At 71.3% G+C, this 25485-nt stretch carries 20 protein-coding genes; 14 read left to right on the top strand and 6 right to left on the bottom strand.

What is annotated here, in order from left to right; translation table 11 throughout:
- Positions 1 to 94 precede the first annotated feature (94 nt).
- Positions 95 to 1918 carry a glycoside hydrolase family 18 protein gene (locus AB0M62_RS20395; RefSeq protein ID WP_366075659.1) on the top strand — a complete coding sequence of 608 codons (1824 nt, stop codon included), beginning with the start codon at positions 95 to 97 and terminating at the stop codon, positions 1916 to 1918.
- Here AB0M62_RS20395 and AB0M62_RS20390 read toward each other — a convergent pair.
- The gene (locus AB0M62_RS20390) at positions 1854 to 2423 is read right to left on the bottom strand and encodes a phosphatase PAP2 family protein (protein ID WP_366075658.1); all 570 of its coding nucleotides are present in this window, start codon (positions 2421 to 2423) and stop codon (positions 1854 to 1856) included. The genes AB0M62_RS20395 and AB0M62_RS20390 overlap by 65 nt on opposite strands.
- A 376-nt stretch (positions 2424 to 2799) precedes the next feature.
- Positions 2800 to 4134, bottom strand: coding sequence for a 4-aminobutyrate--2-oxoglutarate transaminase (gene gabT / locus AB0M62_RS20385; RefSeq protein ID WP_366075657.1), 1335 nt, complete (start codon positions 4132 to 4134; stop codon positions 2800 to 2802).
- Positions 4135 to 4408: 274 nt separating this feature from the next.
- Between gabT and AB0M62_RS20380 the strand changes: the two genes are divergently transcribed.
- The 11 genes from AB0M62_RS20380 (at position 4409) to AB0M62_RS20330 (ending at position 20673) form a co-directional block, all read left to right on the top strand.
- Positions 4409 to 6502, top strand: a complete 2094-nt coding sequence (locus AB0M62_RS20380; RefSeq protein WP_366075656.1) for an ATP-binding protein — start codon at positions 4409 to 4411, stop codon at positions 6500 to 6502.
- A gap of 370 nt (positions 6503 to 6872) precedes the next feature.
- Positions 6873 to 8474, top strand: coding sequence for a PucR family transcriptional regulator (locus AB0M62_RS20375; RefSeq protein ID WP_366075655.1), 1602 nt, complete (start codon positions 6873 to 6875; stop codon positions 8472 to 8474).
- A gap of 280 nt (positions 8475 to 8754) precedes the next feature.
- Positions 8755 to 10200: an aldehyde dehydrogenase family protein gene (locus AB0M62_RS20370; protein ID WP_366075654.1), complete on the top strand. Its 1446-nt coding sequence runs from the start codon at positions 8755 to 8757 to the stop codon at positions 10198 to 10200.
- Positions 10201 to 10501: 301 nt separating this feature from the next.
- Positions 10502 to 12412, top strand: coding sequence for an acyl-CoA dehydrogenase family protein (locus AB0M62_RS20365; protein WP_366075748.1), 1911 nt, complete (start codon positions 10502 to 10504; stop codon positions 12410 to 12412).
- A 104-nt stretch (positions 12413 to 12516) separates the two neighbouring features.
- Positions 12517 to 13233 (top strand): hypothetical protein, encoded by a 717-nt coding sequence (locus AB0M62_RS20360; RefSeq protein WP_366075653.1) that lies wholly within the window; start codon positions 12517 to 12519, stop codon positions 13231 to 13233.
- Positions 13234 to 13292: 59 nt separating this feature from the next.
- A complete protein-coding gene (gene dxr / locus AB0M62_RS20355) occupies positions 13293 to 14552 on the top strand; it encodes a 1-deoxy-D-xylulose-5-phosphate reductoisomerase (RefSeq protein WP_366075652.1) in 1260 nt (419 codons plus the stop codon).
- Positions 14549 to 15850, top strand: a complete 1302-nt coding sequence (locus AB0M62_RS20350; RefSeq protein ID WP_366075651.1) for a site-2 protease family protein — start codon at positions 14549 to 14551, stop codon at positions 15848 to 15850. The genes dxr and AB0M62_RS20350 overlap by 4 nt, the downstream gene beginning before the upstream one ends.
- A gap of 196 nt (positions 15851 to 16046) precedes the next feature.
- A complete protein-coding gene (ispG, locus tag AB0M62_RS20345; protein ID WP_366075650.1) occupies positions 16047 to 17225 on the top strand; it encodes a flavodoxin-dependent (E)-4-hydroxy-3-methylbut-2-enyl-diphosphate synthase in 1179 nt (392 codons plus the stop codon).
- Between the two features lie 149 nt (positions 17226 to 17374).
- The gene (locus AB0M62_RS20340) at positions 17375 to 18220 is read left to right on the top strand and encodes a GNAT family N-acetyltransferase (protein WP_366075649.1); all 846 of its coding nucleotides are present in this window, start codon (positions 17375 to 17377) and stop codon (positions 18218 to 18220) included.
- A gap of 17 nt (positions 18221 to 18237) precedes the next feature.
- Positions 18238 to 18804, top strand: a complete 567-nt coding sequence (locus tag AB0M62_RS20335) for a GNAT family N-acetyltransferase (protein WP_366075648.1) — start codon at positions 18238 to 18240, stop codon at positions 18802 to 18804.
- Positions 18805 to 18978: 174 nt separating this feature from the next.
- Positions 18979 to 20673 carry a proline--tRNA ligase gene (locus AB0M62_RS20330; RefSeq protein WP_366075647.1) on the top strand — a complete coding sequence of 565 codons (1695 nt, stop codon included), beginning with the start codon at positions 18979 to 18981 and terminating at the stop codon, positions 20671 to 20673.
- Here the strand turns inward: AB0M62_RS20330 and AB0M62_RS20325 are convergent.
- The 4 genes from AB0M62_RS20325 to AB0M62_RS20310 form a co-directional block, all read right to left on the bottom strand.
- Positions 20663 to 21688, bottom strand: a complete 1026-nt coding sequence (locus AB0M62_RS20325; protein ID WP_366075646.1) for an SPFH domain-containing protein — start codon at positions 21686 to 21688, stop codon at positions 20663 to 20665. The two genes, AB0M62_RS20330 and AB0M62_RS20325, sit on opposite strands and share 11 nt — an antisense overlap.
- Before the next feature lie 88 nt (positions 21689 to 21776).
- Entirely contained in the window at positions 21777 to 22670 is an 894-nt protein-coding gene (locus tag AB0M62_RS20320) for an aminoglycoside phosphotransferase family protein (RefSeq protein ID WP_366075645.1), read from the bottom strand.
- A 26-nt stretch (positions 22671 to 22696) separates the two neighbouring features.
- A complete protein-coding gene (locus AB0M62_RS20315) occupies positions 22697 to 23140 on the bottom strand; it encodes a ferritin-like domain-containing protein (RefSeq protein WP_366075644.1) in 444 nt (147 codons plus the stop codon).
- Positions 23137 to 23712: a hypothetical protein gene (locus AB0M62_RS20310; protein ID WP_366075643.1), complete on the bottom strand. Its 576-nt coding sequence runs from the start codon at positions 23710 to 23712 to the stop codon at positions 23137 to 23139. Before AB0M62_RS20310 ends, AB0M62_RS20315 begins: the two co-directional genes overlap by 4 nt.
- Positions 23713 to 23915: 203 nt before the next feature.
- On the opposite strand from AB0M62_RS20310, the gene rimP reads away from it, so the two are divergent.
- Positions 23916 to 24416 (top strand): ribosome maturation factor RimP, encoded by a 501-nt coding sequence (rimP, locus tag AB0M62_RS20305; protein WP_366075642.1) that lies wholly within the window; start codon positions 23916 to 23918, stop codon positions 24414 to 24416.
- Positions 24417 to 24418: 2 nt separating this feature from the next.
- Positions 24419 to 25423: a transcription termination factor NusA gene (nusA, locus tag AB0M62_RS20300; RefSeq protein ID WP_366075641.1), complete on the top strand. Its 1005-nt coding sequence runs from the start codon at positions 24419 to 24421 to the stop codon at positions 25421 to 25423.
- Positions 25424 to 25485: the final 62 nt, after the last annotated feature.

Below are 25485 nucleotides of genomic sequence, written 5' to 3'. Positions count from 1 at the left end.
GCACGCGGTCGGTGCCGGCGGTCTTGACAAGATGATTGGTCTGGACCATGTTGTGTGCGCTCCGCCTCTTCATCCCCCACGCCCGGAGGCAGTTGTGGACCGCACCACCAGACCCCCCGCCCTGCGCGTCGTCCTGACCGCACTCATGGCGGCCGCCCTCGCCGCGACCGGCCTGGTCGCCGCGGGCCGGCCGGCCGCCGCGGCCGACACCGACCTCGCCCGCAACGGCGGCTTCGAATCCGGCCTGGACGGCTGGAGTTGTTCGGCGGGCAGCGGAACCGTCGTCAGCACACCCGTGCACGGCGGGACTTCCGCGCTCAAGGCGACCCCCGCGGGCCAGGACAACGCCAAGTGCTCGCAAGCCGTCACGGTCAGGCCGGACTCCACGTACACCCTCAGTGCCTGGGTGCAGGGCGGATACGCCTACCTCGGCGCCTCCGGCACCGGCACCACCGACGTCTCCACGTGGACCCAGTCGGCGGGCACCTGGCAGAGGCTCACGACAAGTTTCCGGACCGGCGCCGCGACCGCTTCGGTGACCGTCTACACCCACGGCTGGTACGGGACGCCCGCCTACCACGTCGACGACCTCACGCTCATGGGCCCCGGCGGCGACCCCGTTCAGCCGCCCGCCGCTCCCACCGGGCTGACGGCCGGCGCGACCACTTCCACCACGGTCGGGCTGTCCTGGGCCGCGGCCACCGGAGCCACTGGCTACACCGTCTACCGCAACGGCACCAAGGTCACCGAGGTGAGCGGGACGTCGGCCACGGTAACCGGCCTGGCGCCGAGCACCTCGTACAGCTTCCAGGTCGGCGCCACCAACGCCGCCGGCGAGTCCGCCAAGTCCCCGGCCGTGACGGCCACGACCACCGGCGGGGGCGGCGGAGGCGGCTCGGAGCTTCCTGCCCACGCCCTTGTCGGCTACCTGCACGCGAGCTTCGCCAACGGTTCCGGATACACCCGTATGGCCGACGTGCCCGGTTCCTGGGACGTCATCAACCTCGCCTTCGGCGAACCCACTTCGGTCACCTCGGGCGACATCCGCTTCAGCCTCTGCCCGGTCGGTGAATGCCCCAACGTCGAATCGGCCGCCGACTTCAAGGCGGCCATCAAGGCCAAGCAGGCGGCCGGCAAGAAGGTCCTGATCTCCATCGGCGGCCAGAACGGCCAGGTCCAGCTCGCCACCACGGCCGCGCGCGACACCTTCGTCAGCTCGGTGAGCAAGATCATCGACGAATACGGTCTGGACGGCCTCGACATCGACTTCGAGGGCCACTCGCTCTCCCTGAACACCGGCGACTCGGACTTCCGCTCCCCGACGACGCCGGTCATCGTCAACCTCATCGCGGCGCTGAAGTCCCTGAAGGCCAAGTACGGCGAGGACTTCATCCTCACCATGGCGCCGGAGACCTTCTTCGTGCAGCTCGGCTACCAGTTCTACGGATCGGGTCAGTGGGGCGGCCAGGATCCGCGCGCCGGCGCCTACCTGCCAGTGATCCACGCCCTGCGCGACGACCTCACACTGCTGCACGTCCAGGACTACAACTCGGGCCCGGTCATGGGCCTGGACAACCAGTACCACTCGATGGGCGGCGCCGACTTCCACATCGCGATGACCGACATGCTGCTCACCGGTTTCCCGGTGGCGGGGAACCTCTCCCGGGTCTTCCCTGCCCTGCGGCCCGAACAGGTCGCGATCGGGCTGCCGGCGTCGGTCAACGCGGGCAACGGCCACACCTCGCCGGCCGAGGTCGACAAGGCGCTGGACTGCCTGACGAAGAGGACCAACTGCGGCTCGTACCAGACCCACGGCACCTGGCCCGCCCTGCGCGGGCTGATGACCTGGTCGATCAACTGGGACCGCTTCGGCCAATGGGAGTTCTCGAGGAACTTCGACGCGTACTTCGGTAGCTGACCGTCAGGAGCATCACGCTCAGGCAGTAGCTGGCGGCCACGTCCAGTGGCCAGTGATAGCCGCGCAGCACCAGCCCGATGCCCGCCGCCGTGCTCAGCGCGATCGCGGCGGGCAGCGGGCTTCTGCGGACGTGCGGGGCGAGGAGCAGAGCCGCCGCACAGTAGGCCACCGTCGCGGTCGCCGTATGGCCCGACGGATACCAGCCGGTGCCCGTCGAGAGCGGGCCCGGGCGGGCAGTCCAGGCCTTGAGCGGAATGACCAGCGCGGGCACGGCGGCCACGGCCAGGACCGCGGAGAACACCGGCCGCCACTGTCGTCCGCGCCAGAAGGTGTACGCGACCGCCGCGGCCAGCACCGGCCCGGCGACGACGATGCTGCCGAGGTCGGCGCAGACCTCGGCAAGTCTTGAGGGGCCACGGAGGAAGAGGGTCCTGCCGAACCGTTCGTCGGCGGCACGCAGCGGGCCGTCGGCAACGACCTGCCAGGTCACCAGCGCGAAGATCACGGCGCAGAGTGCGAAGAGCCAGGCGGAGGCCGAACGGCGCGAGGAGGGGCGAGAAGCCGGCCGCCCCGGAACAGGGGGGGTGGTTCCGAGGCGGCCGCCTGGATCGGTGAACCGCGCGCCCCGGGGGGTTTGGGGCGGGCGGCCGTCCGATCGGTGAGGAGATCCGGAGCCAGAGGCTCCGTCAGTGTGCGCGAAGGCACAGCCAGGTCGAAACTGGGGAAGCCCCGGCCTGGCATCGCCCGCGATTTCCCGCGGGCGGGGTGTTTCTCTCATCTGCAGAAACCGTACGGCAGGGCGCGGGGGACCGACAGACGGATCTCCATCCCGCCATCGGCCTCCCACAGCTTCTTCACAATGCCTGACCGTTACTGCATGGTCACACTCCGGAGAAAGCGGTCTCCAGGATGTCCAGGCCCTCGTTCAGCAGGTCCTCGCCGATGACCAGCGGCGGCAGGAAGCGCAGCACGTTGCCGTATGTGCCGCAGGTCAGAACGAGCAGCCCCTCGGCGTGGCAGGCCTTCGCCAGCGCGCCGGCCGCGGCCGGGTTCGGCTCCTTGGTCACCCGGTCCTGGACGAGCTCGATCGCGATCATCGCCCCGCGGCCGCGGATGTCACCGATGATCTCGAACTTCTCGGCCATCGCGGCCAGGCGGCCCTTCATGACCTCCTCGATGCGCTTGGCCTTGCCGTTGAGGTCCTCCTCGCGCATCGTCTCGATGGAGCCGAGCGCACCGGCGCAGGCGACCGGGTTGCCGCCGTACGTGCCGCCCAGGCCGCCCGCGTGCGGAGCGTCCATGATCTCGGCGCGGCCGGTCACGGCGGCGAGCGGCAGACCGCCCGCGATGCCCTTGGCGGTGGTGATGAGGTCCGGGACGATGCCCTCGTCCTCACAGGCGAACCACTGGCCGGTGCGGCAGAAGCCGGACTGGATCTCGTCGGCGACGAAGACGATGCCGTTGTCGTTGGCGAACTTCACGATCGCCGGGAGGAAGCCCTTGGCCGGCTCGATGAAGCCGCCCTCGCCGAGCACCGGCTCGATGATGATCGCCGCGACGTTTTCCGCACCGATCTGCTTGCTGATCTGGTCGATGGCCTGGGCGGCGGCCTCGGGACCGCAGTTCTCCGGGCCGGTGGGCCAGCGGTAGCCGTAAGCCACCGGGACGCGGTAGACCTCTGGGGCGAACGGGCCGAAGCCGTGCTTGTACGGCATGTTCTTCGAGGTCAGCGCCATCGTCAGGTTCGTCCGGCCGTGGTAGCCGTGGTCGAACACGACGACCGCCTGGCGCTTGGTGTACGCACGGGCGATCTTGACGGCGTTCTCGACGGCCTCGGCGCCCGAGTTGAACAGGGCGGACTTCTTCGCGTGGTCGCCCGGAGTCAGCTCGGCCAGCGCCTCACAGACCTCGACGTACCCCTCGTAGGGCGTGACCATGAAACAGGTGTGGGTGAAGTCGGCCAGCTGGGCGGACGCGCGGCGCACGACGGCCTCGGCGCTCGCACCCACGGAGGTCACGGCGATGCCGGAACCGAAGTCGATGAGGCGGTTGCCGTCGACGTCCTCGATGATCCCGCCGCCGGCGCGCGCGGTGAAGACGGGCAGCACGGACCCCACTCCACCGGCCACCGTGGCCGTACGTCGGGCCTGAAGCTCCTGCGACTTCGGGCCGGGAATGGCGGTGACGACGCGGCGCTCCTGCGGGATTGCGGTCATGAGGGGCTCCTGGGGGAATGCTGGGGGCTGGATCGGGACGCTCTTTCTTCCGCAGGCTAGGCGTGGTGCGGGGGGTCCGGCATGTTCCGTTCGGGAGAAGTGCGCCTGTGTCGTTGTCCGCGGCGGACATAGCGGCGCATCCTCTCCGCCGCGCCTCCGCGTGGGCGCGGCAGGAGGGCGGGACCGCGGCGCGGATCGGTGAACTGCCCAGGCCGCAGCACTAGATTGAGCCCGTACGCACGCATACCGCTGGTCAGGGGACGAGGGGCAGCACATGGACACCGAGGGCACGTACGACGCACGCGGCACACGGGCCGGCCAGGTGCCCCGCCCGGCCGGCCCGCCGCCCATGCCCTCCCTGCCACCTGCCACCGGCCCTTCCCTGACGGAGTGGCTGCGTACCCCGCGCCCGGAGGCGGAGCCGGGCGTCTGGCGCTACGGGTACGTGCCGCGCCCGGCCGAGGAGCCGGAGCGGATCCCGGACCGTCAGTTGGTCACGGGCGCGCTGATCTCGTTCCTCACCGCCCTGCTTGTCTGGTCCCTGTGCTGGAACGGCTACATCGGCTTCTGGATGGACCCGCTGTTCTGGGTGATCCCCGACGACTGGTACCTCGACGTCACCGAGCCGCCGGTCGCCTACGCCGTCGTGACCAACCTCTACTACGTCCTCTTCGCCGGGCTGCTCGCCATGATCTTCGGCCGGGTCGGCCGCTGGGCCGAACTGGGCCGGCGCTGGCTTCTGCCGCTCTTCCGCGGCGTCCGCCCCGCCGCCCCGCAGCCGGGGGCGGTGACCGGGCCGGCAGTCGACCCCGCCGAGTGGCCGGAGCTGCGCGGCGCGCGGCAGGCCGCCGTTGCGGACCGGCTCGCGGAGGAGGTGCGGTCCGGGCGGATGAACGACGTCGACCTCGTACGGATCCGCCGCGCCTGGCAGTCGGTACAGGCGGACCCCTCCCGGCTGGACGCGTTCACCGGCGCCGTGCTGCGGCAGGGCGCCGCAGCGTGCACGCACCCCTCCGGGGCGCGCGACCTGCCCGTCCGCGCCGCCCGGCACGACCTCTTCGTACGCCAGGTGCGGATCGGTGCGGCCGACGGGAGCGAACGCAACCCCTACGCCCGGCGCGGCACCGCCGTCGCCCTCGACCCGGCTCTCCTCGGCACGTCTCTGCTGGCGGTCGGCCCGCCGGGTGCCGGGAAGACCGGCCATCTGGTCCGGCCGGTGGTGGAGTCGCTGGCCCTGCAGGCGATCGCCGGTCAGGCCGCGGTCATCGCGGTGGGCGCCGTCGGCGCGCAGCTCGGGCCCGACGACGCGTACGACGTGGTGGTCAAGCTGGGTGACCCCGCCTCCGCCTACGACCTGGACCTGTACGGCGGTACGACCGACCCGGACGAGGCCGCGGCCATGCTGGCCGAAGCCTTCATCGGCGACCTTCCGGACGTCGACAGCCGTCGCGCGGCCACCGCGCTCGCGCAACTGCTCGGCCCATTCCGCGCGGCCCACGGCCGCTTCCCGTCCGTACCGGAGCTGCGCGAACTCCTTGACGGGGTGCCGGCCGCGCTCGCCACCCTGCGCGAGGCGCTGGACGGGGGCGGGCACTACTCCCTCCAGCGCGAGCTGGACGCGCGCGCCCGCCAGTCGGGTGCGCCCGGCGATCCCGGTGTACTGCTCGCCGACCGGGTGGCACTCCTGGACCGGCCCGCCTTCACGGGCTTCTTCGACACCGGCGGCCACGCCCGCCCGTTCTCGCTGCGCTCCCTCGAACACCCGCTCCGGGTCCGGATCGACCTGCCGGAGCGCGGGCACGCCGAGGCGTCGCGGATGCTGGCCCGGCTCGTCCTCGCGCAGTTCACGGCGAGCGCCGCGGCCCGGGGGGACCGTTCGCTGTTCGCCTGCCTCGTCCTCGACGACGCCTCGCACGCCCTCACCGCCGAGACCGTCCGCGGCATCCAGCGGCTCCGCTCGGCCAACGCGGGAGCGGTGCTCACGCTGCGTACGCTCGACGACGTTCCGGAGGGGCTGCGTACGGCGGTGCTTGGCGCGGTCGGATGCCGGATGGCGTTCTCCGGGGTGACCACGTGGGACGGGAAGCGGTTCGCCGAGGCCTGGGGAACCGAGTGGGTGGAGACCCGGGACGTCACCAGCCGTACCGTCTTCGCGGACCAGCCGCTCACCCGGGCCGTCCATGCCTTCCGCAAGCTGGTCACCGGGAAGGCCGTGACGACGGACGCGATCACCGTGCGGAAGGTCGAACGCGAGCGGTGGTCGGCCTCCGACCTCGCCCACGCCGTGCCCGTGGGGCATGCGGTGCTGTCGCTGACGACGGTACGGGGAGAGCACGCGGCGCCCCTGCTGGTGGATCTGCGGGGCTAGTGCTGTGACCGGAAAGGTTGGCCGGGAAGCTCGCGGCGTCCGGTGCGGTGCATCGCAAGGCGGAGCATCGCCCGCGTACTGGATGTACTCGGGTGATGCGACAACGCGACGAGGCGCCGTGCCGGGCGTCGCGAGCCGGTGAACCTTTCCGGTCGCAGCACTAGGTGTGGGCTAGGTGTTCCGCGGGGCCAGGTGTACTGATCACATGGCCCTGTCTCACATGGCCATGTCCGGGAGGGTTCGAGGATCGCCGGACAGGGACCTGCGGGACACCCGGTCCCGGTGCGGGGGATCCGTACGCCCTGGCAGAATCGGCAGTAGCCGTTCATACAGGTCGGCTAAATCGTCTGCAGATCGCCGAAGGTCTCCCATGCCGCCCACGCTTGCCTCCCTCGTCCATCACTCCGCGCTCAAACTCACCGTGCGCGCGGGTGGGGACCGGCTGGAGACGCCCGTGCGCTGGGCCCACGTCAGCGAACTGGCCGACCCCGTCCCGTACATGGAGGGCGGCGAGCTGCTCCTCATCACGGCGATGAAACTGGACGCCGAGGACGCCGAGGCGATGCGCCGCTACGTACGGCGACTGGTGGGCGCCGGCGTCGTCGGGCTGGGCTTCGCGGTCGGGGTGTACTACGAGGACATTCCGCAGCCGCTGGTGGATGCCGCCAAGGAGGCGGACCTTCCGCTGCTCGAAGTACCGCAGCGCACGCCCTTCCTCGCGATCAGCAAGGCGGTCTCGGCCGCCAACGCCGCCGACCAGTACAGGGCCGTCACCGCCGGCTTCGAGGCTCAGCGCGAGCTGACCCGGGCCGCGCTCTCGGCGGACGGACCTGCCGAACTCCTCGCCCGGCTCGCCGCGCACGTCCACGGCTGGGCCGCGCTGTACGACACCTCGGGCGCCGTCGTCGCCGCCGCACCCGACTGGGCCGCGCGCCGGGCGGCCCGCCTCACCGGCGACGTCGAACGGCTGCGGGAGCGACCCGCTCCCGCGAGCGCCGTCGTCGGCGGCTCCGAGGACCGGGTGGAGCTGCAGTCGCTCGGCACCGGACGGCGTGCTCGCGGCGCGCTCGCGGTGGGCACGGGCGCCCCGCTCGGCACGGCCGAACGCTATGCCGTGCACTCGGCGGTCGCGCTGCTCACTCTCGGCACCGAGCGCTCGCGCTCGCTGCAGGAGGCGGAGACCCGCCTCGGTGCGGCGATCCTGAAGATGCTGCTCGCCGGGGAGCCGGACCACGCGCGGGCCGTCGCCGGTGACCTCTACGGCGCGCTGCTGGACGCTCCCTTCCGCCTGGTCATCGCCGAAGCGGCGGCAGCCGGCGAGGGCCCTCCGGCCGAGCCCGCCCCCGACCCCCTCGCGGCGCTCGCGGACGCGCTGGAGAGCGCGGCGGCCCGGGCCGGCGAATCACTGCTCCTGGTGCCGGAGGGCGAACGCCTCGTCGTTCTCGCCACCGACGGCGGCGCGGCGGTCACCGCCTGCGCCGAGTACGCCGACGCGGTGGAGGCCCGGCGGGGGGCGGCATCCCGGCCGCACGAGCCGGCCGAGCCGGACGAGATCGTCGTCGGACTCTCCGCGCCGGCCGGCCCGATCGCCGCAGCCGCCGCGTACAAACAGGCCGACCAGGCCCTGGCCGTCGCCCGCCGCCGCGGCCGCACGCTGGTCGAGCACGAGGAGGTGGCGGCCGGCTCGGTGCTGCCTCTGCTCGCCGACGACGCGGTACGGGCCTTCGCCGACGGCATGCTCAGGGCCCTGCACGAGCACGACGCGACAGGCCGGGGCGATCTGGTGGCCTCGCTGCGCGCATGGCTCTCCCGCCACGGCCAGTGGGACGCGGCCGCCGCGGACCTGGGCGTCCACCGGCACACGCTGCGCTACCGGATGCGCCGGGTGGAGGAGATCCTGGGCCGCTCGCTGGACGACCCGGACGTCCGGATGGAACTGTGGCTGGCCCTGAAGGCCACGACGCCTGCGTGACCCGGCCATGAGGGGAAGCCCCCGCTCTCCCCGGGCTGGAGCACCCGGCCCGGAGCGAGCTCCGGATCCCGGGCGCGCCCCGCGGCCGGAGCGGCGAAGCGCCCTGGTGCGGCGAGGAGCCGGCGTGACCCGCGGCCCGGCCGGGGCAAGCAGTACCGCCACCGACAAACCGGCAGGCGTCCCACGCCTACCACTCCACCTCGGACAAACGCCAACTCGCGGTCCCGCCCCTACCGTGGTGGCGACAGGACCCCCAATCTTCGGAAGGGCCGGAATCACAGTGACTTCCACCCACGCCTTCTGGCTCGCCGGCCGCCAGGCCACCGGCGAGGACAGCTTCGACGTCACCTCTCCCTGGGACGGCCGTGTCGTCGGCAAGGTCAGCGTTCCGACCGACGCCCAGGTCGAGGAGGCCGTCGCCGCCGCGCAGGCCGTCACCGCAGAGTTCGCGGCGACCCCTGCGCACGTCCGCGCAGCTGCCCTCGACCACGTGTCGCGCCGGCTCACCGAGCGCACCGAGGAGATCGCCCAGCTGATCTCCGCCGAGAACGGCAAGCCGATCAAGTGGGCGCGCGGCGAGGTCGGCCGCGCCGTGTCCGTGTTCCGTTTCGCCGCCGAGGAAGCACGCCGTTTCAACGGCGGCGAGGCCCAGCGCCTGGACACCGATGCCGGCGGCGTCGGTCGCCTCGCACTGACCCGCCGCTTCCCCAAGGGCCCCGTGCTCGGCATCGCGCCGTTCAACTTCCCGCTGAACCTGTGCGCCCACAAGGTCGCCCCGGCCATCGCCGTCGGCTCCCCGATCATTCTCAAGCCCGCCCCGGCCACCCCGCTGTCGGGCCTCGTCCTCGGCGAGCTGCTCGCCGAGACCGAGCTGCCGGCCGGTTCGTGGTCCGTGCTCCCCGTCGCCAACGACCGGATGCCGGCCCTGGTCCAGGACGAGCGCCTGCCGGTCATCTCCTTCACCGGTTCCGAGACGGTCGGTTACGCGATCATGGACTCGGTGCCACGCAAGCACTGCACCCTGGAGCTCGGCGGCAACGGCGCGGCCGTCGTCCTCGGCGACTTCGCCTCAGAGGCGGACCTCGACTGGGCGGCCACCCGTATTGCCACCTTCTCGAACTACCAGGGCGGCCAGTCCTGCATCTCCGTGCAGCGAGTGATCGCCGACGCCTCGGTCTACGACCGACTCGTCCCGAAGGTCGTCGCGGCGGTCGAGGCACAGGTCACCGGTGACCCGTCGGACGCCAAGACCGATGTCGGCCCGCTGGTCAGCGAGGACGCCGCCAAGCGTGTCGAGTCCTGGGTCGACGAGGCCGTGAACGCCGGCGCCCGGCTGCTGACCGGCGGCAAGCGCGACGGCGCGACCTACGCGCCCACCGTGCTCGCCGAGGTTCCGGCGGACGTCACGATCTCCTGCGAGGAGGTCTTCGGCCCGGTCCTGACGCTGAAGAAGGTCCACGGCGAGGCCGAGGCCTTCGCCGCGGTCAACGACTCGAAGTACGGCCTCCAGGCCGGCGTGTTCACGCACGACGTGCAGACCGCCTTCCGCGCCCACCGCGCGCTCGAGGTCGGCGGCGTGATCATCGGCGACGTCCCCTCGTACCGCGCGGACCAGATGCCGTACGGCGGCGCCAAGCTGTCCGGCGTGGGCCGTGAGGGCGTGCGCTACGCGATGGACGACTACACGTACGAGAGGGTTCTGGTCCTCACCGGACTCGACCTCTGACCTGTACGGCGGATCCGGACGACGGATTCGTACGGCCCAAGAACGCGGCCGGAGCCCACTGTGCGGGGGCTCCGGCCGTTTGCCGTACCTGCGCCACGGCTGGTGCAACATGTACGAATCGGGTAGAGACTCACAGGTAGCACTGACCGGTAGCCACACCGGCGCCGGCCCCTGACATCGACGCAGCGGCGAGGTGAGCCTCCTCATGTCCGCACCATCCGAGACCTCCAGGCCCGACGAGACCTCCAGGCCCCACGAGCCCTCCGCGACCACCGCGGGCACGACGCCCTCGGCTCCCAAGGTGACCGAGCGCGAAGCCCGCCAGGTGGCCGAGGCCGCCCGCGAGCAGGACTGGCGGAAGCCAAGCTTCGCCAAGGAACTCTTCCTGGGGCGGTTCCGCCTGGACCTCATCCATCCCCACCCGATGCCCGCCGGCGAGGACGCGCGGCGCGGTGAGGAGTTCCTCACCAAGCTCCGCGACTTCTGCGAGACGAAGATCGACAGCGCCCGCATCGAGCGCGAGGCGCGGATCCCCGACGAGACGGTCGACGGGATCAAGGAGCTCGGCGCCCTCGGTATGAAGATCGACATCAAGTACGGGGGCCTCGGCCTCACCCAGGTGTACTACAACAAGGCGCTGGCCCTGGTCGGCTCCGTCAGCCCCGCCCTGGGCGCGCTGCTCTCCGCCCACCAGTCCATCGGTGTACCACAGCCGCTGAAGATGTTCGGCACCCAGGAGCAGAAGGAGGCGTTCCTGCCCCGTTGCGCCCGCACCGACATCAGCGCCTTTCTGCTCACCGAGCCGGACGTCGGCTCCGACCCGGCCCGCCTCGCCACGAGCGCGGTCCCCGACGGGGACGACTACATCCTCGACGGGGTGAAGCTGTGGACGACGAACGGCGTCGTCGCCGACCTGCTCGTGGTCATGGCCCGCGTTCCCAAATCCGAGGGGCACAAGGGCGGCATCACGGCGTTCGTCGTCGAAGCCGCCTCGCCCGGCATCACCGTGGAGAACCGCAACGCCTTCATGGGCCTGCGCGGACTGGAGAACGGCGTCACCCGGTTCCACCAGGTCCGGGTCCCCGCGGCGAATCGCATCGGTCCCGAGGGCGCCGGTCTCAAGATCGCTCTGACCACGCTCAACACCGGTCGCCTCTCCCTGCCGGCGATGTGCGTCGGCGCGGGCAAGTGGTGCCTGAAGATCGCCCGTGAGTGGTCGTCCGTACGCGAGCAGTGGGGCAGGCCGGTCGCCCGGCACGAAGCAGTGGGCTCCAAGATCGCCTTTATCGCGGCGACGACGTTCGCGCTCGAAGCGGTCGTGGACCTGTCGTCCCAGATGGCTGACGAGGACCGCAACGACATCCGTATCGAGGCCGCCCTCGCCAAGCTGTACGGCAGCGAGATGGCCTGCCTGATGGCCGACGAACTGGTCCAGATCCGCGGCGGCCGCGGCTTCGAGACCGCGGAGTCGCTCGCGGCCCGCGGCGAACGGGCCGTCCCCGCCGAGCAGATCTTGCGCGACCTGCGCATCAACCGCATCTTCGAGGGATCGACGGAGATCATGCATCTCCTCATCGCCCGCGAGGCGGTCGACGCCCACCTCTCGGTCGCCGGCGATCTCATCGACCCCGACAAGTCCCTCTCGGACAAGGCCAAGGCCGGTGCGAGCGCAGCCGGCTTCTACGCCAAGTGGCTGCCCAAGCTCGTCGCCGGGCCGGGTCAACTCCCGCGCACGTACGCCGAGTTCCACCCTGCCGGTCATCCCGACCTGTCCATTCACCTGCGCTTCGTCGAGCGCGGCGCACGCAAGCTCGCCCGCTCCACCTTCTACGCCATGTCGCGCTGGCAGGGGCGCATGGAGACCAAGCAGGGCTTCCTGGGCCGGATCGTCGACATCGGTGCCGAGCTGTTCGCCATGAGCGCGACCTGCGTACGGGCCGAACTCCTGCGCAGCACCGGCGATCACGGCCGCGAGGCGTACCAGCTCGCCGACGCGTTCTGCCGCCAGTCGCGCATCCGCGTCGACGAACTCTTCACGCGTCTGTGGACCAACACCGACGACCTCGACCGCAAGGTCGTCGACGGAGTCCTGTCCGGTACGTACACCTGGCTGGAGGAGGGAGTCCTCGACCCGTCGGGCGACGGCCCCTGGATCGCGGACGCGACTCCCGGCCCCAGCCGGCGGGACAACGTCCACCGCCCGATCCGCTGAGCCACGACGAGCCGTGGCCGCCGCCTCCCGGCGGCGGCCACGCTTGCGTGCGTTCCCCCGCCGGCGGCTAAGGTGCATCCGCCACGTACCGAGGGGGAACCACCATGTCTGCCGCGCCGCCGCCGAGTTCGAACCCGCACCCGTATCCGTACGCCGCGCACCCCCAGCCCCAGCCGGCCCCGTACGCGGCGCCTTGGGGAGCGGCCCCCGCCCCCGTCCCCGCCTGCCGGATCTGCGGGGCTCTGCCGGTGTCCCCGGCGACCGTGCGAGGCCACCAGGGGTTTCTCGTCATCATGCGCTTCCTCAAGGCCGAAGGACCGTTCTGCAGGCCGTGCGGGACAGCCACCTACCGCAGGATGACCGCGAACACCCTGATCCAGGGATGGTGGGGCCCGCTCTCCGCCCTCATCACCCCGTTCACGCTGCTGGCGAACCTCTTCGCCCGCTCCGCCTTCCGCAAGTTGCCGCAGCCGTACGGCGGTTGGCGCCCACCGCTCGACCCCGGCAAGCCGGTGCCGCTGCGCCCCCAGGCCCTGCTCTTCCTGATCCCGGCCGGGCTGGTCCTTGCCGCGTTGACCGTCCTGATGGCAATCGGTGTGGTCGTGGGCGGCGACCCGGAGTCGACCGGCTTCACAGCCGGCGAGTGCGTACGCAACAACGCCGACTGGCCCGAGCAGGACCTGGAGCGCGTGGCGTGCGACGCCACGGGGGAGCGCTACGAAGTAACCGAGCACCAGGACTGCGGCCCCGCGGACTACCTCATGTACCTGGAGTACAGCGCGAACGGGGCCACGTCGTACTGCCTCAGCCGCCGCGGCTGAGGCCACCCCGCCGCTCCGAAGGGGACGCCCTGTCCATCCCTTGAACACTTGCGGCCACAATGGAGGGCATGAGCGACAGTCCAGCCCCCCTCGCCGATCCGCATCTCACCTTCGACGCTGCCGAAGGCCGCCGGGACATCGTCATCCTCGGCTCCACCGGGTCCATCGGCACCCAGGCCATCGACCTGGTGCTGCGCAACCCCGACCGCTTCCGGGTCACCGGGCTGTCGGCGGCCGGCGGCCGCGTGGGGCTGCTCGCCGAGCAGGCCCGGCGGCTGCAGGTACGCACGGTCGCGGTGGCCCGGCAGGACGTCGTGCCCGCGCTGCGCGAGGCGCTGAAGGCCCAGTACGGGAGCGAACCCGCGCCCGAGATCCTGGCCGGCCCGGACGCCGCCACCGAGCTCGCCGCGAGCGACTGCCACACCGTGCTGAACGGCATCACCGGCTCGATCGGCCTGGCACCCACCCTCGCGGCCCTCGAAGCCGGCCGTACGCTCGCCCTCGCCAACAAGGAGTCGCTCATCGTCGGCGGCCCGCTCGTGAAGGCGCTTGCCAAGCCCGGCCAGATCATCCCGGTCGACTCCGAGCACGCCGCGCTCTTCCAGGCCCTGGCCGCCGGTACCCGGGCCGACGTCCGCAAGCTGGTCGTCACCGCGTCCGGCGGCCCCTTCCGCGGCCGTACGAAGGCGGAGCTGGCCGATGTCACCCCCGAGGACGCCCTCGCGCATCCCACTTGGGCGATGGGCCCGGTGATCACGGTCAATTCCGCGACCCTGGTCAACAAGGGCCTGGAGGTCATCGAGGCGCATCTCCTCTACGACATCCCGTTCGAGCGAATCGAGGTCGTCGTCCACCCCCAGTCGTATGTCCACTCGATGGTGGAATTCACCGACGGCTCGACGCTCGCCCAGGCCACGCCGCCCGACATGCGCGGCCCGATCGCCATCGGCCTCGGCTGGCCGGAACGCGTCCCGGACGCGGCCCCCGCCTTCGACTGGTCGAAGGCGTCGACCTGGGAGTTCTTCCCGCTCGACAAGGACGCCTTCCCGTCCGTCGGACTCGCCCGGTTCGTGGGCAACCTGGGCGGCACGGCCCCCGCGGTGTTCAATGCGGCGAACGAGGAGTGCGTGGACGCTTTTCTCGGCGGCCGCCTGCCTTTCGACGGAATCGTCGATACGGTCGCCGCAGTGGTCGCGGACCACGGCACTCCTCGTACGGGAACTTCACTCACCGTCGGGGACGTCCTGGAAGCAGAGACCTGGGCACGGGCCAGGGCACGTGAACTGGCGGCGAAGGCAACAGCGGAGGCTCGCGCATGACGATTCTGATGACGGTCCTCGGCATAGTCGTCTTCGCGATCGGCCTGCTCTTCTCCATCGCGTGGCACGAACTCGGGCACCTGTCGACGGCCAAGCTCTTCGGCATCCGCGTGCCGCAGTACATGGTCGGCTTCGGCCCCACCCTCTGGTCGAGGCACAAGGGCGAGACCGAATACGGGATCAAGGCCATCCCGATGGGCGGCTACATCCGCATGATCGGGATGTTCCCGCCCGGGGACGACGGCAAGATCGCCGCCCGCTCGACCTCGCCCTGGCGCTCGATGATCGAGGACGCGCGCTCGGCCGCCTTCGAGGAGCTGAAGCCCGGCGACGAGACCCGGCTCTTCTACGCGCGCAAGCCGTGGAAGCGCGTGATCGTGATGTTCGCGGGCCCGTTCATGAACCTGGTCCTCGCGGTCGCGATCTTCCTCGGCGTGATGATGACCTTCGGCATCAACACCCAGACCACCACCGTGGGCAAGGTCTCCGACTGCGTCATCCAGCAGAGCGAGAACCGCGACACCTGCAAGCCGACCGACCAGGCCGCCCCGGCCAAGGCCGCCGGCCTCAAGGCGGGCGACAAGATCGTCGCGTTCAACGGTGACCGCACCCAGGACTGGGGCACGCTGCAGAAGCACATCCGCGAGACCATCGGCCCCGCGACGATCACCGTCGAGCGGGCCGGGAAGCAGCTGGACCTCAAGGCCGACCTCATCGAGAACCAGGTCAGCGAGACCGACGGAGAGGGCGGCTACGTCGAAGGGCAGTACGTCGTCGCAGGCTTCCTCGGCTTCAGCCCGGCCAGTGGCATCGTCGAGCAGTCCTTCGGTCAGTCGGTGGACCGCATGGGCGACATGATGCAGTCCGGCGTCGAGTCACTGATCGCCCTTCCCTCAAAGGTCCCCGACCTGTGGGACGCGGCCTTCGGTGACGGCGAGCGCAAGCAGGACTCCCCGATGGGCGTGGTCGGCGCGGCCCGGGTCAGCGGCGACATCGTCAACCTGGACATCCCCCCGGAGAACCAGGTCGCGATGTTCCTGTTCCTGGTCGCGGGCTTCAACCTCTCGCTGTTCCTGTTCAACATGCTGCCGCTGCTCCCGCTCGACGGCGGGCACATCGCGGGCGCCCTGTGGGAGTCCGTACGCCGCCATCTGGCGCGCCTCTTCAAGCGCCCGGACCCGGGCCCCTTCGACGTTGCGAAGCTGATGCCGGTCGCCTATGTGGTGGCAGGGATCTTCGTCTGCTTCACACTGCTCGTGCTCATCGCCGATGTCGTCAATCCCGTACGGATCACATAGGCGACGAACCGGTGAGAAGTGGGGGATCGGGTGCCGTTCAGGACCGGCGCGCCCCGGCGTACACCTCACGTTCGGGCGCACACCATCGGGTGGGCGCCAGGGCGTGGGGTGCTGCGGCCGCACCCCGTGCCGTAACCTCGAAGGCTGGAGCCCGCCGATCTCGGGACCTTGATCCACACTTGGGGTTGCACAGCAGATGACTGCAATTTCTCTCGGAATGCCGTCCGTTCCGACGAAGCTCGCCGACCGAAGGGTCAGCCGTAAGATCCAGGTCGGCACGGTGGCCGTCGGCGGGGACGCACCTGTTTCGGTGCAGTCGATGACCACCACCCGGACCTCCGACATCGGCGCCACGCTGCAGCAGATCGCAGAGCTGACGGCGTCGGGCTGCCAGATCGTACGGGTCGCCTGCCCGACCCAGGACGACGCGGACGCGCTCGCCACCATCGCCCGGAAGTCCCAGATCCCCGTGATCGCGGACATCCACTTCCAGCCCAAGTACGTCTTCGCCGCGATCGACGCGGGCTGCGCGGCGGTCCGGGTCAACCCGGGCAACATCAAGCAGTTCGACGACAAGGTCAAGGAGATCGCCAAGGCGGCCTCCGCCGCCGGCACCCCGATCCGGATCGGCGTCAACGCCGGCTCCCTGGACGCGCGGCTGCTGCAGAAGTACGGCAAGGCGACGCCCGAGGCGCTGGTCGAGTCGGCGCTGTGGGAGGCCTCCCTCTTCGAGGAGCACGGCTTCCGCGACATCAAGATCTCGGTCAAGCACAACGACCCCGTCGTGATGGTCAACGCCTACCGGCAGCTTGCCGCGCAGTGCGACTACCCGCTGCACCTCGGTGTCACCGAGGCCGGTCCGGCCTTCCAGGGCACCATCAAGTCGGCGGTCGCCTTCGGCGCGCTGCTGAGCGAGGGCATCGGCGACACCATCCGCGTCTCGCTGTCCGCCCCGCCCGCGGAAGAGGTCAAGGTCGGCATCCAGATCCTGGAGTCGATGAACCTGCGGCAGCGTCGCCTGGAAATCGTCTCCTGCCCGTCCTGCGGCCGCGCCCAGGTCGACGTCTACAAGCTCGCCGACCAGGTCTCCGCCGGTCTGGAGGGCATGGAGGTCCCGCTGCGCGTCGCCGTCATGGGCTGCGTCGTCAACGGTCCCGGCGAGGCGCGCGAGGCCGACCTCGGTGTCGCCTCGGGCAATGGCAAGGGCCAGATCTTCGTGAAGGGCGAGGTCATCAAGACCGTTCCCGAGTCGAAGATCGTGGAGACGCTCATCGAAGAGGCGATGAAGATCGCCGAGCAGATGGAGAAGGACGGCGTCCCCTCCGGCCCGCCGGTGGTCGACGCGGTGGGCGAGCCCGAGGTCGCGGTCGGCTGACCTCGCCCGCGTATGCCTGGCCGGCCCTGTTCCCGCAGCTCCGCGGGGGCGGGGCCGCTTGCCGGGTTACCTTCCCGGGGGCGGCGGTCCGCAGTGTCGCCGGGTACAGTGCGGAGATCAGCAGAACCGCATGGTGAGGCCCCCGCAACGTGTTGACGCAGACCACCACCCGGGTCCTCGAGCCCAGCGACCTCGACGCCGCGCTCGAGGTGCTCGGGCGCGACCCGGTCGCCAACGCGTTCGTCGCCTCCCGGGTGCACGTCGCGGGGCTCGACCCCTGGCGGCTCGGCGGCGAGATGTGGGGCTGGTACACGGACGGGGAGCTGCGCTCGCTGTGCTACGCCGGGGCCAACCTCGTACCGATGTGCGCGACCCCCGAGGCGGTACGGGCCTTCGCCGACCGTGCCCGCAGGACCGGCCGCCGGTGTTCGTCGATCGTCGGCCCCGTCGAATCGACGGCCCCGCTGTGGCGGCTGCTCGAACCGAGCTGGGGCCCGGCCAGGGACGTCCGCCCGAACCAGCCACTGATGATCACCGAGCAGCCGGCGAGCCAGGTGGAGCCGGACCCGCTCGTCCGCCGGATCCGCAAGGACGAGATGGAAGTGATCATGCCCGCGTGCGTGGCGATGTTCACCGAGGAGGTGGGCGTCTCGCCGATGGCCGGAGACGGCGGGCTGCTCTACCAGGCGAGGGTCGCCGAATTGGTCGGTTCCGGGCGGTCGTTCGCGCGCATAGAGAACGGCAAGGTCCTCTTCAAGGCCGAGATCGGGGCGGCCACCCCGCAGGCCTGTCAGATCCAGGGCGTCTGGGTGGACCCGGAGTTCCGCGGCCGCGGGCTGTCGGAGACGGGCATGGCGGCCGTGCTGCGCTACGCGCTCGCCGAGGTGGCGCCCGTCGTCAGCCTGTACGTGAACGACTTCAACACGGCGGCGAGGGCGGCGTACCACAGGGTCGGCTTTCGTGAGGTCGGGGCCTTCATGAGCGTGTTGTTCTGAGAGGTAGTCTCCCCGGCATGCTGGATTCTTCCGGGGAACCCCGGATCCCCGACGATGTTGTGGTCGCCCCGCTCGACCTCGCCACGCGTGTGGACGAGGCGCTGGCCGTGCAGGCGCTCGCCTTCGGTCTCAGCGAAGACGAGATGGGGGTGCGCCGGCACATCGTTCTTCGGCATCTGACCAGCCGGGGAGCCCGGGCGCGGGGCGCGACCACGGCCGACGGCCGGCTGGTCGGGTTCGTGTACGGGATGCCCAACGACCGTGCGCACTGGTGGTCCACGATCGTCGAGCCGTATCTGCGCAACGCGGGTCTGGGCGAGTGGCTGGACGACGCGTTCGTCATCACCGAGCTGCATGTGCACCCGGACTTCCAGGGCCGTGGCATCGGCCGTGCACTGATCACCGACATCACCGACACCGCGGAGCTGCCGCGCTCGATCCTGTCCGCGATCGACATCGAGAGCCCGGCCCGCGGCCTGTACCGCGCGCTCGGCTACACCGACCTCGCCCGGCAGGTCCATTTCCCGAGTGCTCCCCAGCCGTACGCGGTGATGGGCGCCCCGCTGCCGCTGCGCCGCCGGTAGGTCCGGCCGGCCGGACCGGGCCCCGAGCGCGCCCCGAGCCGGCCCCGAGACCGGGCCCCGAGGCCGGGCTCCGAGGTCGGGCTCCGAGGCCGGGCAGCACCCAACTGATTTCCGCCCGCCGGTCCGCCCCGGTTAACCTCCTGGCATCACCCGACAGCACGCAGGAGTATCACCATGGCCCAGGTCCAGCGCATGTCCCGTCTGATGGTCAAGACACTGCGCGACGACCCGGCGGACGCCGAGACGCTCAGCCACAAGCTGCTCGTCCGCGCGGGCTACGTGCGCCGCAACTCCGCGGGTATCTGGACCTGGCTGCCGCTCGGTAAGAAGGTGCTCGACAACATCTCCCGCGTGGTGCGCGAGGAGATGGACGCGATCGGCGCCCAGGAGGTGCTCCTGCCCGCGCTGCTGCCGAAGGAGCCGTACGAGGCGAGCGGCCGCTGGGAGGAGTACGGCGACCTGCTCTTCCGCCTCAAGGACCGCAAGGGTGGCGACTACCTCCTCGGCCCCACCCACGAGGAGATCTTCACCCAGGTCGTCAAGGACCAGTGCACGTCCTACAAGGACCTGCCGGTGATGCTGTACCAGATCCAGACGAAGTACCGGGACGAGGCGCGTCCGCGCTCGGGCGTGCTGCGCGGCCGTGAGTTCCAGATGAAGGACTCGTACTCGTTCGACACGACGGACGAGGGACTGGAGCAGTCGTACGCGCTGCACCGCGAGGCGTACACCAGGATCTTCGCCCGTCTCGGCCTGGACTACCGCATCGTGTCGGCCGTCTCCGGCGCGATGGGCGGTTCGGCGTCCGAGGAGTTCCTGGCCCCGGCCGCGGCGGGTGAGGACACCTTCGTGGACTGTCCGAACTGCGAGTACGCGGCCAATACGGAGGCGGTCACCTTCAGCACCGGGCCGGAGGACGGCAGCGCCCACGGACCGGTCGAGGAGCTGGACACACCCGACACCCCGACCATTGAGTCGCTCGCCGAGTTCCTGGGCGTACCGGCCTCGGCGACCCTGAAGAACCTGCTGGTCAAGGTCGACGGCGAGATCACGGCCGTGGGTGTGCCCGGTGACCGCGAGGTGGACCTCGGCAAGCTGGGCGAGCACCTCGCGCCCGCCGTGGTCGAGCTGGTCACCGCCGAGGACTTCGTGGGCCGCCCGGATCTCGTACGCGGTTACGTCGGCCCCCAGGGCCTGGCCAAGGTCCGCTACATCGCCGACCCCCGCATCGCCCCCGGCACGGCGTGGGTCACCGGTGCGAACAAGGCCGACACCCACGCGAGGAACGTCGTCTGCGGCCGGGACTTCGAGGTCGACGACTACCTCGACGTCGTCGTCGTCGAGCCGGGCGACCCCTGCCCTTCCTGCGGCAGCGACTTGAAGCTGGACCGTGCGATCGAGATCGGCCACATCTTCCAGCTGGGCCGCAAGTACGCCGACACGTTCCAACTCGACGTGCTGGGTCAGCAGGGCAAGCCGGTCCGGGTGACGATGGGCTCGTACGGCATCGGTGTCTCCCGTGCGGTGGCGGCCCTCGCCGAGCAGACCGCCGACGAGCAGGGACTGTGCTGGCCCGCGGAGGTCGCCCCGGCCGACGTCCATGTCGTCGCGGCGGGCAAGGCCCTGCAGACCGAGCTGGCTCTCGACGTGTCCGGGAAGCTGGGCGCCGCGGGCATCCGCGTCCTGGTCGACGACCGGGCCGGGGTCTCGCCGGGCGTGAAGTTCACCGATGCGGAGCTGATCGGCGTCCCGAAGATCCTTGTCGCGGGCCGCCGGTCCGCCGAGGGCGTGGTGGAGCTGAAGGACCGCCGTACCGGCGAGCGCGAGGAGCTGACGGTCGAGGAGGCGGTCGCCCGCCTTACGGCGTAGAGCCGGGGGACGCCTCGGCGGAGGCGGTATCGGCGGCCCCCGTGCCGCGGGGCTGCCTGCCCTCGGGCACTGGCCCGGCGCCGAGCGGGTCCACCGGGGTGTCGGTCAGGGCGCCGAGGAACGGGTCGGCCGCGGCCGTTTCCGCCGGGGCGTCGATCGCCGCGCCGGGGGACTGGCCGCCGGGGGACTGCCGCCCGTCCAGAGCGGGCTTGGCCTTCGCCGGCTCGGCCGACGGCACCTGGGGCTGCGCGGGCTGCTGGGCGGCCCGCTCGAGGAAGCGCAGGAGCTCGACCGGGAACGGCAGTACGAGGGTGGAGTTCTTCTCGGCGGCGACGGCCACCACGGTCTGCAGCAGGCGGAGTTGGAGCGCGGCGGGCTGCTCGGCCATGACGCCGGCCGCCTCGGCGAGCTTCTTCGACGCCTGGAGTTCGGCGTCCGCGTTGATGACGCGGGCGCGGCGCTCCCGGTCCGCCTCGGCCTGCCGGGCCATGGAGCGCTTCATGGTCTCCGGCAGCGAGACGTCCTTGATCTCGACGCGGTCGATGGTCACGCCCCATTCGACCGCCGGGCTGTCGATCATGAGCTCCAGGCCCTGATTGAGCTTCTCCCGGTTGGACAGCAGGTCGTCGAGGTCGCTCTTGCCGATGATCGAGCGGAGCGATGTCTGGGCCATCTGGGAGACGGCGAAGCGGTAGTCCTCGACCTTGATGAGAGCGCTGGCCGCGTCGACGACCTTGAAGTAGATCACGGCGTCCACCCGGACCGTGACGTTGTCGCGGGTGATGCCGTCCTGCGCGGGCACGGGCATCGTCACGATCTGCATATTGACCTTGTGGATCCGGTCCACGAACGGAACGATCAGGGTGAACCCCGGGGGGCGGATCCCGCTGCGCAGCCGACCGAAGCGGAGGACAACGCCTCGCTCGTACTGCTTGACGACCCTGGCCGCCGCGGCCGCGTACAGCACGACGGCCGAGCCCACCGCCACTCCTGCTGCCACCAGATCCTCGACCATGACGGCCCCCTGCTGTTCCGAGCCGGGTATTACGCCTACGGTATGCCCCGATTTCACCTCGGTCGACCCTTCTGGCGGGCATGAAGGGCTACAGCCAGCCGGCGAACTCCAGCAGCAGCTCGGCGTCCTGTCGCCGGCCCGCGCCCGCCGCCCGCACACCCGACTCGACTGCGCGGAACAGGGTCCAGCCGCGCAGCCGCTCGCGGTCCACGTCCAGTGCGTCGGCGAGCTTGTTCACCCGGCGGCGGGCGGCCGAAGCGCCGCCCGCGGTGGCGACCAGGTCCTCCAGCCGGTCACGGACGAGCCGCGCGAGGTCGTACGCGCGTTCGCCGATCAGGGGCTCGGGGCCGACCGCCAGCCACGGTGCGCGCTCACCGGCGAGCACCTTGCCCTGGCGGAAGTTTCCGTGCAGCAGCAGCTCTTCCGCGGGGAGTGCGGTGAGCTCCTCCCGGACGGCCAGGGCCTGGGTGGCGAGGGGCTGCGCCTCGGCCGGAGCCTCCTTCAGTGCGACGGCCTGGCGAGTGGTGCGCTCGGCGACCGTCTCGAACCGGTGCGCGGGGGGCGGCTCCACCCACAGCCGCCGGACCGTTCCCGCCGCCTCCAGCAAGGCCTTGGCCTCGGGCAGAGAGCGTAGCGACACCTCTGGCTGCAGCCGCTCCAGCAGGAGCGCGCCGTCGTCGTGCCGGGTGTCGAGTGCCCGTACCGCGCCGAAGCCGCCCCAGTGCGCGAGGGCGGCCTGCTCCAGATCCGGTCGTGCGACGGGCGGGGCGACCTTCAGCGTCGCCGGGGTGCCGTCGGCGTACCGCACCAGGACGACGAGACTGCTCCGGCCGCCCGGAACCTGCACCCGCTGGGCCGTCAACTCGCGCCGGGACAGGGCCTCCTGAGTCAGGCCGGGCAGTTGCTCCAGCCAGTCGCCGGCGGCGTCCCCGAGCGTCTCGCCGAGCGCCCGTACAAGCCGCTCCGGCGGTTCGAAAGCCATGCGTGCGTGGTCCCCTTCAGGCTGCTTCAGGTGGTTTCCGGTGCTTCCGATCGTTCGGCGAGCCCTGGGAAGGCTACGCCAGTGCCCCGCCAGCGCACGGCCCGCACCGCTGCCTCGCGCAGGGCGTCCGCGGCCTCGCGGCGCAGCGGGCCCCGAGCAGCGCGTACCAGGTCGGAGTAGACCCCGGCGACCCGGTCCTCGATCTCGGCGGCCAGCCGCACGGCCGCCGCGCTGTCGGCCACCGCGAACGGCAGAGCGTACGCCGCGCCCGAGGGTGCGGGCCTGCCGCCCAGGTCGCGCGCGGTCCGGACCAGCGCGTCGCGCCGGGCGCGGTGGGCGTCGTACGCCTCCCGGGCCTCGGACCGGCGGCTCTCGGCCGCCCGGGCGCCGACCACTCCGTACCCGTAGACGGCGGCGTGTTCGGCGGCCAGCGCGGCCTGCACGGCGTCGAGTTCGGCCCTCGCGGTCACTTCGGCTCTCCTGACGTGAGCAGGTAGGCGTGTACGGACCCCGCGGCCGCGACCGAGGCCATCAGCCGGGCCAGTTCGCCGGGCGCCCCGAGCAGCGCGGCGGTCCGCGCGTCGGCGGTCCGGCGCTCCGCCGCGGCGAGTGCGGCCAGCGCCTGATTCGGCTCGCCGGGAACGGTGGATCCGACGGGCGGGGGACCGGAGGCCGCCGGGCCGGAGCCGGCCGGGCCGGTGTCCGTGCCCTGCGACCCGGGGGCCGTCGGCGCCGGGGGCGGCCCGGCCTTCGCCGCGGCGGCGCCGAACGCCCGTGCGTGCGCCGCGACTTCGGCCCGCAGCGGAGCCAGCCGGGCAGCCAGCGCCGGATGCGCCGCGGCAGTGGCGTCGTACCGCGCGAGCAGCTGCGTGCTCTCGCGCGCGGCCTGCTCACGCATCCGCCGTTCGGCGGAGACCGAGGCACGTGCGGCCTTGCCGCCGGCGGTCGCGGGATCGGAACAGCCGGCGAGCAGTGCGGCGCCGGCTGCTCCGGCGGCGCCGGCCAGCAAGCTCCTTCTGCTTCTGCGCAGGGTGAACGGCACGGTGGCGTCCTCGTGGCTTCTCGTGGGGCGTGTCCGGGGCGTGTGCAGGCGTGCCGGGAGGCCGACAGGGCCTGTGAGCCCTTGATCACCGTACCTGTGGCCGCAGCGAACAGGGCGGACGGCAACACCCTCCCGGACCGGATACCCTTTGAGCTGACACGCGACGATCCCACAACAGCACACGCGGCCGAGGAGTCACCCGGATGAGTACGACCCCCCCAAGCGAGAGGCTGCGCGAACTGCTGGAACCGCTTGTCACCGCCAAGGACCTGGATCTCGAGGAGATCGAGGTGTCGCGGGCGGGCAAGCGCCGGATGCTGCGGGTCATCGTGGATTCCGACGACGGCGTGGAGCTGGACGCCTGTGCCGAGCTGAGCCGGGACATCTCCGAGAAGCTCGATGAGACGGACGCGATGGGTGAGGGCGAGTACGTCCTCGAGGTCAGCTCTCCGGGCGCGGACCGCCCGCTGACGGAGCACCGCCATTACGTGAGGGCCACCGGCCGTCTGGTCAAACTGAACCTGCACGAGGACGGCGAGCTGGTCGCGCGCATCCTCCAGGTGGACGACGAGGGGCTCGACCTCGAGGTTCCGGGCGTGAAGGGGCGCAAGCCCACCGCCCGCCGCGTCATCTTCGCCGAGATCGCCAAGGCGCGTGTCGAGATCGAGTTCAGCCGCAAGGACAAGAAGGAAGAGGAGGCGTAGCCGTGGACATCGACATGAGTGCCCTGCGGGGTCTGGTCCGCGAGAAGGAGATCTCCTTCGACCTGTTGGTCGAGGCGATCGAGTCGGCCCTCCTCATCGCGTACCACCGCACCGAGGGCAGCTACCGCCGCGCCCGCGTGGAGCTGGACCGTGCCAACGGCCATGTGGTCGTGTGGGCGAAGGAGGACCCGGCCGACCTAGAAGAGGGCCAGGAGCCCCAGGAGTTCGACGACACCCCGACCGGTTTCGGCCGGATCGCCGCGACCACCGCGAAGCAGGTCATCCTCCAGCGTCTGCGTGACGCCGAGGACGAGATCACTTTCGGTGAGTTCGCCGGCCGCGAGGGGGATGTCGTCGCAGGCGTCGTTCAGCAGGGCAAGGACCCCAAGAACGTCCTGGTCGACATCGGCAAGATGGAGGCCATGCTCCCGGTGCAGGAGCAGGTGCCGGGCGAGGAGTACAAGCACGGCCTGCGTCTGCGGACTTACGTCGTACGGGTGGCCAAGGGTGTGCGCGGTCCGTCCGTGACGCTCTCGCGTACGCACCCCAACCTGGTGAAGAAGCTCTTCGCGATGGAGGTCCCGGAGATCGCGGACGGGTCCGTGGTCATCGAGGCGATCGCCCGCGAAGCGGGGCACCGTACGAAGATCGCGGTGCGCTCCACGCGTTCCGGGCTCAACCCGAAGGGCGCCTGTATCGGCCCGATGGGCGGCCGGGTGCGCGCGGTCATGGCCGAGCTGCACGGCGAGAAGATCGACATCGTGGACTGGTCCGACGACCCGGCGGAGATGGTCGCGCACGCGCTGTCCCCGGCCCGGGTCAGCAAGGTCGAGATCGTGGACATGGCCTCGCGCTCCGCGCGGGTGACGGTCCCCGACTACCAGCTGTCGCTCGCCATCGGCAAGGAGGGGCAGAACGCCCGCCTCGCCGCCCGGCTGACCGGCTGGCGCATCGACATCCGCCCGGACACCGAGCAGGCCGCGGACCAGGGTCCGGACCAGGGCTGACCGGTTCAGGCGGATAAATCCGCCCGGCATCCCGCTGGGGTTCCGAATGGATCACGACAACA

Source organism: Streptomyces sp. NPDC051219 (genome assembly GCF_040682335.1).
Lineage (GTDB): Bacteria > Actinomycetota > Actinomycetes > Streptomycetales > Streptomycetaceae > Streptomyces.
Note: the sequence above shows the minus strand (reverse complement) of the source record. Positions and strands in the feature narration are given on the sequence as shown.